Annotated in this window: 8 protein-coding genes and 1 pseudogene; all 9 read right to left on the reverse strand. The window is 68.5% G+C overall.

Going from position 1 to position 12,244, the window contains the following annotated elements:
• Positions 1-166: 166 nt before the first annotated feature.
• The 9 genes and pseudogenes from AC1Q67_RS24930 to AC1Q67_RS24970 all read right to left on the reverse strand — a co-directional run bounded on the left by AC1Q67_RS24930 (position 167) and on the right by AC1Q67_RS24970 (position 12,124).
• Entirely contained in the window at positions 167-754 is a 588-nt protein-coding gene (locus tag AC1Q67_RS24930) for a hypothetical protein (RefSeq protein WP_492238081.1), read from the reverse strand.
• Positions 755-1,140: 386 nt separating this feature from the next.
• Complete coding sequence (locus AC1Q67_RS24935) at positions 1,141-1,551, reverse strand: hypothetical protein (protein WP_492238083.1); 411 nt, start codon at positions 1,549-1,551, stop codon at positions 1,141-1,143.
• Positions 1,548-2,438 (reverse strand): DUF7007 domain-containing protein, encoded by an 891-nt coding sequence (locus AC1Q67_RS24940; RefSeq protein ID WP_492238084.1) that lies wholly within the window; start codon positions 2,436-2,438, stop codon positions 1,548-1,550. Before AC1Q67_RS24940 ends, AC1Q67_RS24935 begins: the two co-directional genes overlap by 4 nt.
• Positions 2,435-2,911 carry a UCP036055 family protein gene (locus AC1Q67_RS24945; protein WP_492238086.1) on the reverse strand — a complete coding sequence of 159 codons (477 nt, stop codon included), beginning with the start codon at positions 2,909-2,911 and terminating at the stop codon, positions 2,435-2,437. The genes AC1Q67_RS24940 and AC1Q67_RS24945 overlap by 4 nt, the downstream gene beginning before the upstream one ends.
• A gap of 87 nt (positions 2,912-2,998) precedes the next feature.
• Positions 2,999-4,672 (reverse strand): ParB/RepB/Spo0J family partition protein, encoded by a 1,674-nt coding sequence (locus AC1Q67_RS24950; protein ID WP_492238088.1) that lies wholly within the window; start codon positions 4,670-4,672, stop codon positions 2,999-3,001.
• 246 nt (positions 4,673-4,918) lie between these two features.
• Positions 4,919-10,018 (reverse strand): helicase-like domain-containing protein, encoded by a 5,100-nt coding sequence (locus AC1Q67_RS24955; RefSeq protein ID WP_492238178.1) that lies wholly within the window; start codon positions 10,016-10,018, stop codon positions 4,919-4,921.
• A 98-nt stretch (positions 10,019-10,116) separates the two neighbouring features.
• A pseudogene (locus tag AC1Q67_RS24960) lies at positions 10,117-10,722 on the reverse strand (DUF1419 domain-containing protein).
• A gap of 171 nt (positions 10,723-10,893) precedes the next feature.
• Complete coding sequence (locus AC1Q67_RS24965; protein ID WP_492237693.1) at positions 10,894-11,661, reverse strand: hypothetical protein; 768 nt, start codon at positions 11,659-11,661, stop codon at positions 10,894-10,896.
• 73 nt (positions 11,662-11,734) lie between these two features.
• Positions 11,735-12,124, reverse strand: coding sequence for a hypothetical protein (locus AC1Q67_RS24970; protein WP_492237695.1), 390 nt, complete (start codon positions 12,122-12,124; stop codon positions 11,735-11,737).
• Between the last annotated feature and the right edge of the window lie 120 nt (positions 12,125-12,244).

Below are 12,244 nucleotides of genomic sequence, written 5' to 3' on the forward strand. Positions count from 1 at the left end.
GGAGCATGGACCGAAAGCCGAGACGGGCGGCGATGGCCGCCCGCATCTCTCCTTTCCGTCCTTCTTTTCGCGTCCGCGCTGCGCGACATGAAAAAGGCCGGTCCCGAAGGACCGGCCGGACTTGGTCGGAGAGGAAGAAGGCGGGGCCGAAGCCCCGCCGGCGGCGTCACTCGAATGCCGCCATCTGGACCTCGGCCGCCTTGCGGCTGACGGTCTCGCCGGGATGCTCGGGCTGGCGCTCGAAGGGCTTCCAGCTCTCGCCGACGACGTGCTCGTAAGCGGCGACCGCGCCTTCGGCCGCCATGCGCAGCGCGTGCGCCTGCAGGCCGACCTCGGCGGCGAACTCGCGCTTGCGCTGGGCCGCGGAGTCGAAGCCGACGGGTCCGTCGAGGTCCTCGTCGCGGGCGTCGTTGGCCAGTCGCGCCGTCGCCTCGCGGGCCTCGGTCACGGCCCGGCTGTAGAACTGCCCGGCGCCGTGGGCGGAGCCGACATAGGAGCCGACGATGCGCTGCAGGTGGATCTGCATGGCGCGTTCGCTGAGGCCCTCGCCGAGCGCGTCCGCGGTCTCGGTGATGAGCCTCTGATGCAGGTCGCGGATGCCGTCGCTGTCGAGGATGGCGAGACCGAAGCTCTCGGCGATGCGGGTGGCCTGTGCGGCGTCGGGGCAGACGAGCCGGATCATTTCGACCGTGGTGCCGCGGCGAAGCTGGACAACGCGGGCGCTGGTGCGAGGTGCGCGAGCGGTCTTGGTCATGGGAGTGTCCTTTCCTGGTTGCGCCGTCGGGGTCGATCCGGCCCCTGCCGGACCCCCTTCGGGTGCGGTCGCCCGGCGCCGCCGGCACGAGGGCCGCTTCAAGACCCGGGGGCCGCCAGGCGAGCGAGGTCCGGTTGCGGACAAGCGGGGCTAAAGCCCTGCGCAGGCCGCGGCCGGGCCTTGCCGAGATCGGCGGGCTCCGGCCGCTTGCGGCTTGGTCTTGAAGCGGACCGCCGGGGGCGCAGACCGCAGCAAACCCGAGGGGAGGGCCGACAGGGTGCGGGCCGGGTTGGCGATGCCGGAAAGGACGGACCTGGCCACGCCGATCACCACGCTCACGCCGTGCCGTGCCGCTCGCATCCGCATGGCGGTGACGCGCGATGCAGCTAGACCAGACCGCCGCGCTGCTCTCCCGGCCGACAAGTGCGCCTGCCATCCTCGACAGCGGCGGCGTCTGCCGGCTGTGCCGGCCGGGACCCGCATGGGCCGGCGCCGCAGCGTTCGCGCAATGCCTCGATCGCCGCATCCTGCCGGGCGAGCTTGCGCGACAGGGCGTCGATCTCCGGCTGGCGTGCGGCCGTGATGGCGGCGAGGTTCGAGCGGTAGCGCTCGAGGAAGGCGCTCGGATCGGCGGGTTTGCCGCGGCGATATGCGACACGCTTGCGACCGAGCTGCGGGATCAGCGCCGTCATGCGCCGGATGATCTGCCGGTCGATCATGTCGAGCTGGCGCTGCGTCTGGCGGCGCGCCTCCTCCATGCGCGAAAGCTGCGCGATGCGTTGAGGGGAAGGTGTCATCGCGCCCTCCCCTGCCAGCCGATGAAGCTCGACGGGCCGGAATAGACCGGATGACGCGCCACATCGACGACGAAGCCGAAGCGTCCGACCTTGTATTCGCCGGACGGCACGAGGAAGCGCCGTTCCTCGGCGCCCGCGCCGCGGCGGCCGCCGGGCGTGGCGACGACTTCGACGAAGCCCGGCTGCTGATCCGATGTGATCGCCGACACGACGATCCAGTCGTCGGCGTGCCGCTGCTCGAAAGCGCGGCGATCCTTTTCAAGGGACTCGCCGGGCTGAAGGATCGTGCCGAAGATCGTTTCCCAGGCGTCCGGCCAGCTATCCTTGATCGTGCGCTCGGCGCAGCGCCGCTCATAGCTGGTGAAGAGATGCGGGAAGGTCAGCGCGACGATCGCCCAGCCTGCATCTTCCTCGTACCAGCCGCCGCGCGACCGCAGCATGGAATGGACCGTGCGATTGCGCTCGGCCGAGAGGTGGAAGCCGCCATGACCGGCGGTCGAATGGCAGATGACGCCCTCGGCATAGACGGTCGCGCCCTGCGACCGACCCCACGGCGTATTCGCCGTGGAGCCGATCTCGCGGCGGCCGAGCGCGCGCTTCTCGCGCTGATGCTCCGCGTTTTCCGCGACCTTGCCGCGGAAGGCCGCCTCATCGGCAAGCTCGCCGGCATGACCGTAGAAGTCGGATCGCTTCCATTCGGCCATCGGCCGGCCGATGCGCCAGCCGGTGGCGAGATAGTGCCGGCCGTCGCGCGCCGGCAGCATGGCGAAGGCCGTGTCGGCGACACAGGCGACGAAAATGCCCTCTGCTGTGCGGCCGAACGCGATCGGCGGAAATGCGGTCGCGGAATCCGCGATCATCGTGACGGAGGGTGCGGTCGTGCTCATGCGGCCGTCCTCCCCTCCACGACGGCAGCCGCGACCTCGTCGGCCGAGATCTCGCGCAGGACGGCGTTCGGATAGCCGTGCCGCGTCAGCCATTCCTGCGCGTCGGCGCGATGGCTGGCGAGATAGACCAGCTCGCCGTCGTCGCCCGGCCGGTCGAGCACCTGGACCGAACCGATCTTCGGTCGCTCGGTCACGACGAACGTCAGGCTGCTGTCGACCGAAAACGTCCGGTGGACGCGCAGCACCACGACGCCGCGACTGCCATAGTCGCCGGCATGCAAGGTGATGCTTGCGCCGACGACGGTATTGCCGATGCGGCGCTCGGCCTGCTTGCGGATGAGGCGCCCGCCGCTGTTGTTGTTCTCCCAGGCGGAGAGCTTCCTGCGATGGCGTTCCGGCGGGCGCGGCGCGCCGTCGGAGAAGCGAATGATCGAGCCGAGCGGCGCGAGGTCATAGATCAACTGTGCGGACATGATGTCCTCCTGTGCGGATGGTGGAAATGAAGCCGCCGCCGGCATGGGCCGGCGGCGGCGGTCGTTCGGGAGAGAAGAAGGCCGGCGCTATTCCGCGGCTTCGCGGAAGGCCTCGTCGTCAGCGGCTTCGCCGCCATCCTCGCTGTCTTCGACGAGTTCGTCGGACTCGTCGTCTTCGGCGACGGCGTTCGACGCGATCCAGCTCAGGAGCGCGGTCTTGTCCGGCGCGAACAACGCGGCCGGATGGACGAAGCGGCCCTCCTTGAAGTGCTCGACCAGGGCGGCCCGCGTGTCCTTCACCTTCTGGCGCGGCAGGACCGGCGTATCCTTGAACGAGCCCTCGAGCGCGCTGCGCGACAGGCACGACAGGAAGTCATCACTGCCCATGTTCGGCAGGAAGTTGTCGGCGCCGACGACATCGCCGGCGACGCGCGCGACGATGCCGCTGTCGGTACGGTTTTCCCGGCACGACAGCACCTCGGCGAGGATCGAACGTGCGGCGACGCGGAGCGCGTCGTTGTCGAGCACGAGCTGACCGTCCTGATCGAACAGGTTCACCGCATGGCGGGCGATCCGGCGGTTGCCGTAATAGGTCCCGCCGCTGGCGGACGCGACGGTGACGTTCTGGCCGGCGAAGGCGAGGATCAGCAGCGCCATCAGCGCGTCGTCCTCGATCGGCGCGCGGGCGAGCGCCTCATGCAGCGCGTCGGTGCGGAAGTCGCCGATCATCTCGACGCCCTTCCGGGTGACGTCCGGACGCGGCTTCGAGATGGCGCCGGTCTCATCCGCCGCATCATGAGCGGCCGACGCACCCTTGCCCTTCGCCTTCTTCGCCGCGGGCATGCGATAATGCACCGTCTGCACCCGGCCGTCACGGTCGAGATACATGGCCGTGCAATCGCTCTTCGACGGCTTGCCATAGACGCGCTCCGCCTTCGGCGGCAGCTTCACCTCGCCATAGTTCGTCGCCTCGGCGATGATGCCCTTCTTCGGGAGATTCGCCGTCATCCACTCCTGCTGCGCGCCGAGGAACGCCTCGACGTCCGTGGTGTAGCGGCTGTCCTCGTCGGCCGGAGCGAACAGGTCCTCGACCCACTGGATGCCGTAGGCCTGGGCGAGGTCGTCGCCGAAGCTCGCATGACGTGCGTACATGCGGGCCTTGGTCAGCGCCTGCGCGACGCTCCACCACGACACCTGCGGGTCGGCCTTGGACGGCTTGTGTTTCTTCCAGACCTCCTTCTGCTCGTCGGGCGAGGCCGCCGCGATCGTGCGGAGCTGGCGCTCGTCGGGCATGTCGCCCTTGGCCATATGATCGAGCATCGCCGGCAGCACATTCGCGAGCAGCCGGAGCTTCCTGACCTGCCGGACCGGCAGCGTGAGAGCGACGCCGATCGCCTCCTCCGTCCAGCCGAGCGCGACGAGACGTTCGATCGCGCGCCACTGATCGACCGGGTTCAGCGGCTCGCGCGCGATGTTCTCGACAAAGGAGCGCATGGCGCCGTTGTCGTTCGCCGGATCGTCGACGAGCACGTCGATTTCGTCGAGGCCCGCCGCGATGGCGAGACGCACGCGGCGCCGGCCGGCGTTGATGAGGAAGCCGTTGCCGCCATCGGCCTGCTGCGACACGACGGGCGGCTGCACGATGCCGACGGCCTTGATCGAGGCCAGCAACAGCGCGTCGGCCTGCGGCGTCGACTTTGTCTGGCGCGACTGGTCGGGATTCTCCACGAGCGCGCGCGGATCGACTTTCAAGAGATACATGGGATGCTCCTTTTCCGGGGTTCGCGGACCGCGCCTCGCGGTCCTTCCTCGTCTTCTTTCCGAAGACACCCCCCGGCCCGCGGAGCGGTCGGGCCGGCACAACTGCGGCCGAGCAGCCCTGCCCGGCCGGACAAGCAGGGCTCACAGCCCTGCGAAGGACGACGGGCCGGGCGCGCGCAGGCGGCGGTTGAGCTCAGGCGTTGCCGGCCTGGCCGATCTGCGAGCGGGCTTTCCCTCTTTTCTTCTTCACGCCGCGGCGGCCTGTTCGCCGCCACCCTCGACATCGCTCGCCAGGGCTTCCTCCACCTCGGCCAATTGCCGGCGCTTTTCGGCGAGCTCGCCGGCGAAGGTGAAATCGCCCTCGCCGCGCGCCTGGTACGAGGCGAGCCTGCGGCGGGCGTCGGCAAGGCGCTGGCGATAGCGCTCGCGCTCGCCCTCGAAATCGTCCAGCGCATGTTCGAGGCGCGAGATTGCGCCGAGCGGCGTGACCGTAACCGGCAGCTCGATCTCGTATTCCGATCCGGTGCGGAGCAGCATGGTGCCGTAGCGATAGCCGTCGCGGCCGAAACGCTTGCCGGAATATTCGAGATCGAAGCCGCCGATCGACGCGATGATGCTCTCGCCCTCCTGCTGAAGCTGGACGAGGGTGAGGATTTCCTTCATCAGCGCGCGGCCGGCGTCCTTGCGCTCGACATGACGCTTGCCGGCGATCGTCGCGGCGAAGGCGTCGCCCGTCGTCGGCACGAGGCGCTCCATATCCTGGCCGATCTCGGCGATCCGCCGGGTGCAGAACTCGATGTCGCGCTCCGCGTCGCGAAGCTGGCGGCGCACGGCATGCTGATCGTCGATATGGGCGGCGCGCAGCCGTTCGAGCCGCGCGATGTCGGCTTCGAGCCCGGCCTTGAGCATCAGGCGCTGATCGCCCGATGCGATCGCCTTCGCCATCGCGAACTGGCTGGCCTGGCCTTCGCCGAGATCCTCGAGGCGGCGGATCGAGGCGTCGCCGGACAGCGCGGCCGCGATGAAGCGGGCCTTGCGCTCATTGTTCTGCCACATCGTCGCGTCGAGCGAACCTTCCGTCGCATAGGCGAAGATGTCGATGACGTCGTGCTGATTGCCCTGACGCTCGATCCGACCTTCCCGCTGAGCGATCTGCGACGGAAGCCAGGGCACATCGAGGTGATGCAGCGCCTTCAGGCGGAGCTGCGCGTTGACGCCGGTGCCCATCGTATCGGAGGAGCCGATCAGGAAGCGAACCTTGCCGGCGCGCACGTCGCTGAACAGGCGCTGCTTCGCCTCCGACTTCTTGTAGTCCTGCATGAAGGCGATCTCGGACGCTGGCACGCCCATGCGGACGAGTTCGTCCCTGATCCAGCGATAGGCCGAGAAGCCGCGGCTCTTCTCGACGGAAATGGTACCGAGATCGGAGAAGATCATCTGCGCGGCGCCGGGGAGGTCATAGGGCTTGCCGTCGGCACGCACATAGGCGTTGTCGGCGGTTTCCCGCCAGATGCGCAGCGCGTTGCCGATCATCAGGTTCAGCTTGTTGTCCGGCTCGTCGTCATTGTCCGGATCGACAAGGCGAAGGTCGATCGCGGCATGGCGGCCGTCGGTGATGACGGAGAGCAGGATGTCGTCGCCCGGCTCCGGCGGGCGGTCGCGCATCTCGATCGCCTTGATGCGCGCATCGAGCTGGAGCTGGTAGCGCTTGAAGGCGGCCGTCGGCTTCGCCGTCACGATCTGGCGCTTGCCGGTCGAGATCGCCGGAATCTTCACGTAGCGACGCAGGTCATCCGGCATCACCACGTCGGCGAAGGACCGGAACATGGCGATCAGCTCGGGGACGTTGACGAAGGTGGCGAAGCGCGTAACCGGCTTGTATCTGCCGGAAGGCTGAAGCTCGAGCTCGGTCGATACGTCGCCGAAGGTCGAGGCCCAGGCGTCGAACTCGTGCAAGCCGCGCTCGAACAGCGCGGCGTAGCCGAGATAGCGCTGCACCGAGTACATTTCGCCGATCGTGTTGGTGATCGGCGTGCCCGAAGCCAGCACGAGCGCGCGGCCGGGATTCTTCGTCTCGATGAAGCGGGACTTCACATAGAGGTCCCAGGCGCGCTGCGAGCCGTTCGGATCGACGCCCTTCAGCGTCGACATATTGGTCGCGAAGGAGAGCTTGCGGAACTCCTGCGCCTCGTCGACGATGATCTGGTCGACGCCGATTTCCGAGATCGTGAGGAGATCGTCCTTGCGGGTGGCGAGCGATTCCAGGCGCTCCTTCAACCCCTCCTTCAGCCGCTCGAGCCGCTTGCGCGAGACGCGATCGTCGGTCTCGACCTTGGTCAACAGCGTCTCATAGAGCTCCAGCTCGTCCTGGATCATCTGCTGCTCGAAAGCGGACGGCACGCCGATGAAGCGGAAGGCCGAGTGCGTGATGATGATTGCGTCCCAGGTCGCCGTCGCCGCCCGCGACAGGAGGCGCTGCCGCTTGTCCTTGGTGAAGTTCGTCTCGTCGGCGACGAGGATGCGGGCGTTCGGATAGAGCGCGAGAAATTCGCGCGCGGCCTGCGCCAGGCAATGGCCGGGCACGACGAGCATCGCCTTGGCGATCAGGCCGAGCCGGCGCTGTTCCATGATGGCGGCCGCCATCGTCATGGTCTTGCCGGCGCCGACGGCGTGGGCGAGATAGGTCGCGCCCGCGGCGATGATGCGCCAGATGCCGCGCTTCTGGTGATCGTAGAGCACGAAGGCGCCGGACGCGCCCGGCAGCTTCAGATGCGAGCCGTCGAAGGCGCGCGGCACGATGTTGTTGAAGCGGTCATTATAGACCCGCGCCAGCCGATCCGTGCGATCCGGATCGGTCCAGATCCAGGTCTGGAACGCGGTCTTGATCTTCTGCAGCTTCTCCTTCGCCGCCTCGGTGTCGACGACGTTGAGGACGCGGCGCTCGCTGTCGCCGTCTTTGATCGTGTCGAAGATCTGCGGCACGGACGAGTTGAGGGCGTCGGCGAGAAGCTGTCCGGCGTGCCGACGCTCGGTGCCCCATTCCGACGTCCCGGCCGCCATCCAGGCGAGCTGCCGGGCCTCGACCGTCCACGACGCCAGCTCCGGCATGTGGTGGATCTTGATGTCCGCGCCCATCGTCTCCTTCACGAAGGCGACGATGTCGTCAGCCGGAATCCACGGCGCCCCGAGCCGCGCCGTGATGTCGGAAGGCCTGAGATCGGCGGGCTGCACATCGCGCAGCGCCGCGACATTGCGCTCATAGGCAGGATCGAGCGCCGCTGCTGCCTCGGCCGCGACGAGCTTCGACCGGACCGCGCCGGAGAGGTAGGCGTCGGCGCTCTGCCAGGAGCCGTCCGACGGATCGCGGAAGATGGCGCTGCCGAGCTCGGCGATCACGTCCTCGACGTCGCGATGCACCAGCTCCGCGACATGGTCGGGATCGACATGGCCGCGCTCGTTGAGCACGACGGCCAGCGCATCGACCGCGCTGGTGATGACGGGCGGCGCCGGCGGCGCGATCACGCGCTCGGTGAAGATCGGCCCCGGCCGCGCGGTGTCGGATTCGAGGTCGTAATCCTCGATCGACGCCACGAGCCAGCAATCGGGATCGTCGAGGAAGGGCTGAAGATTGGGGCGGCGATGCGTCTCGCGGACCTCGCCGGTCTCCTCATCCTCACTCGTGGAGACGACGGTCGTGTTGATCGGGCCGAAGCTGCGCACGAAGTTCGACCAGGCGATGCGCAGCCTGACCTGCGCGTCCTTCCACGGCCGATCGAGCTCCTGGCATTTCAGGACCTCGCGCACGGCCTCGCGGATCGGGATCAGCTTCTGAATGATCCGGACGTGCTTTTCCGGAATCCCGTCGGCGCTGCGGCCCTTGCGGACGGTGACGGCGACGGGACCGCCATCGAGGACCTGCATCAGGCCGTGGCGGGTGTCGAGGAGGTAGCTGCCCTCCCGCGCCGTAAGGCTTCCGCCGCCGGCCGCCTGCGCTGAGGGCGCCTCGTGCTCCGCATCGAAGTCGATCGGCTCCGGCTCGCCGTCATAGAGGTCATCCGGAAGAGAAGTGATCGCAGCGGCGAGCGCGGATTCGAGATCCGCGCCGGCATTGGGCAGGCAAGTGTAGGTCTCGCCGAAGGGGCCGGAGGTGAGCGCATGGACGCCGAGCACCATGTCCGGACGTCCGGCGAACCAGCGATTGACGCGAATGGCGCCCTCGTCCGCGGTCGCGGAGCGCACCTCCTCGAGATCGAGCCAGGACGGATTGCCTTCCGCCTCGCCATGCTTGCGCCGGCGGAAGAACAGCACGTCGACCACGACGTCGGTGCCGGCGTCGGCGCGGAAGCTGCCCTCGGGCAGGCGGATTGCGCCGACGAGATCGGCGTGCCTTGCGATCTCCTCGCGCGCGCCGCTGTCGGCCTTGTCCATCGTGCCGTGCGACGTGACGAAGGCCGCAACCGCGCCCGGCTTCAGCAGCCGGATCGCCTTGACGATGAAATAATCGTGGAGGCGCAGGCCAAGGGAGCGCAGCGCGCGATCCGAGCGCACGGTGCGATCGGAGAACGGCGGATTGCCGACGACAAGATCGAACCGCGCCGGCAGCTCCGTGCGCGCGAAATCGCCGGTGACGATCCGCGCGCGCGGCTGCAGAAGCCGGGCGATGCGCGCGGTGACGGGATCGAGCTCGACGCCGGTGACGTGGCTGACGTCGCGCAGGTCCTCCGGCATGAGCGCGGGAAAGAGACCCGTGCCGATCCCCGGCTCGAGCACGCGGCCGCCGCGCCAGCCGAGCCGCTGCACGCCCATCCAGATGGCGCGCACGATGAACTCCGGCGTGAAATGGGCATATTGCGTGCAACGCGCCAGCGAGGCGTAGTCGGCATCGTCGACGGCATCCTGCAGCTCGGCGCCGATCTCGTCCCAGCCCTTGGCGAACACGGTCTCGCCCGGGCGGCGGAAGACGCCATTGGCGAGTTCCGAGGCGCCGAATCCGGTGAAGCGGATCAGCCGCTCCTGTTCCTCGCGCGTGGCGGGCCGTTCATCCGCCGCGATCTTTGCGGCGAGCCGCACGGCCGCGATGCTGGCGCGGGCGCGCTGCTTCCAGCCCCTGGCGAGGCCGCGGTCGTCGGCGAGATGGAAATTGGCGCCCCGCTTGCGCGAACCGGATCGCGCGGGCCGCGCCGATGCGGCCGCCGGCGCCGCGGGGGACGGCGGCGGCGGCGGATCATCGTCGGGATCGTCATCGCCGGTGATGTCGGCGGCGAAGGCGGTGACGCCGAGGCCGAGGCCTGACGAAAGCGCCGTATTGCCGAAAAGATCGAGGGTGAAAGGGTCGTCCTGCGCCATTGGAAAGTTCCTTCTGCTGGGCGCGCGCGACCGCGCCGCCGCCGCGAGGGCGGCGGACGGCACGGCGTTGCGGGATTGGCGGGAGAGGCCGGCGCGGGCTAAGCCGCGATCGTCTCGGGCAGATGCCGGAGCTGAACCGGCAGCGTCGCCGCGATCTCGGCGTCGGTGAGCTCGTCGAGCGGCTTCAGCATCGTGCCGTGCCGGCCGGCATAGACGAGCACGGTGCGGCGGCCGCGCATGGCGGCGGGCCAGCGTTCGCCGGCATAGCCGCGCTAGTCGTCATGCGTGCTCGACCAGATATGCTCGAGCCGTTCCTCACGCGTCATGGCGCGGACCGGCCGCGACTCGCGCTCGATGATCGCGGCCTTCATCCGGTCGGGCGACGCGCGATCGGAGAGATCGCAATAGCCGTGAAACCAGCGCTGGCGACCGTCGATGACGAGCGCGAAGAAGATGCTGGTTACGCTGTCCGTCATGAACTCGCGCATCGCGAACAGATCGGCGCGCATGAAAAGCGGCGGCAGGATATTGAGCATGTAGTCATGCTCGGCCTCGGCGATCTCGAACCACTCTCCAGCGAAGAGCTGTGCGCATTCACCTGCGCCATAGGCGGGATCGCCGCGATGGCGGTTGAACATGCGGTACATCTCATGGCGCGTGGCGACGCCCTGGAAGACCTTGCGGATTGTCGGGACGGCGTGCATGGCGGCTCCTTTCAGCCTCGCGGGCCGAAGCGCGAGCGATCGCCTGATCCCTCATCATTACAGCCCTTCATCACGCCTTCCCGCGGCCGCCTCTCCGGTCCGGCGGGTCAAGGGCCGCGAAGCGGGCGAAGCCTCCCTTGACGCGCCGGCCGGGCATGCGGCATCGCGCCTTCATTCCTCCTCTTTCCTCCCTTCCTTTTCTTCCTCCGCGAGACGCCGCTCGGCATTGCCGATCGCGCCGAGCGCGGCCTTGAACAGCGCCGAGCCTCGTTCCTCCGCGAGATCCGTGGCGGCAACGACGGCGAGGCTCGCGGCATGGATGTCGTCGTCGCTCACCGCATCGGGCGACAGGCGTGTCAGTGCGCTGTCATAGGCGATGACCTCGCCGATCATCGTGCGCACCTCGGCTTCGTCGAAACGCAGGAGCACATGGCTGGGCGGCGGCGCCGCCACGGCGGCTTCGTCGCGGAACTGCGCGATCATCTCGTCGGTCGCGCAGGATCGGATCGCGTCGGCGGTGATGAGGGTGGCCATGCCGCCGAATCCGTCCGGACGCATCCGCGAGCAGGTGAAGGCCGACGTCACGACGATTTCCCCGAGCGTTGGCGATCGCCGCACGATGTCCTGGAAGATCGTCGCCCATGACGTCATGGACAGGTCGAGTTCGATGTGGGTGTCGGCATCGGTGCTCTCGGCCAGGCGCTCCGCGACGATCGAGTCGAGAACGCTGTCGATGCCGGCCGAGTCCCGATGCGCGGCGCGCAACTCGGCGGAGTCGACCTCGATGCACTCGGCCGGGCTTTCCTCGGCGAAGAAGTAAAGACCATCGCCATCAGCCTCGGCGCTGAAGATGTTCGACAGCACGAGGCGCTCGAGCGGCGTCATGTCGGTGTTGGGGATCGTCGTCTGCACGACGGTCGGCACGTAGTAGCTGGCCATGTCGGCCTCCTTAAAATGACAAAGCCCGGCGGGGCCGGGCGGGATTGCGGGGATGGTGGGCGCCGGCGCCGGATCAGTCCGGATCGCGGGCGCCGGCGAGGATGGCCTCGGCCTTGGCGATCGCGGACACGGCGCGGTCCTGCCAATAGGCGCGATCCGACGCCTCGGCGCCGCTTAGCACTTTCACCAGGCCGAGCAGGACCTCGAAGTGATCGGCCTTGCGCTGCACGGTCTCGCGATAGTGCGAGGGGACCGGCACGGACGGGCCGCTATAGGCGCTGTCGCGGCCTTCCCAGACGCCGGTGACATAGGTCTCGCCGGCGGTCTCGTAGTCCTGCTTCTCGTTGTCCCAGTCGTCGTCCTCGACGGCGAGCCGGCAGGCCTCGGCGAGGCTGTCCGCCTCGTAGTTGCGCTGCCGATAAACCGGCAGGCGATACGTGGTCTCGATCGTGAAGATGGGCATCGGAGTCGTCCTTCCCTTCGGGTGTTGAAGACACCCTCGGGTCGGCCGCCTCTCCGGTCCGGCGGGTCAAGGGCCGCGGCACGCGGGCGAAGCCTCCCTTGACGCGCCGGCCGGGCATGC

Source organism: Afipia sp. GW823-FHT06G09 (assembly GCF_058794875.1).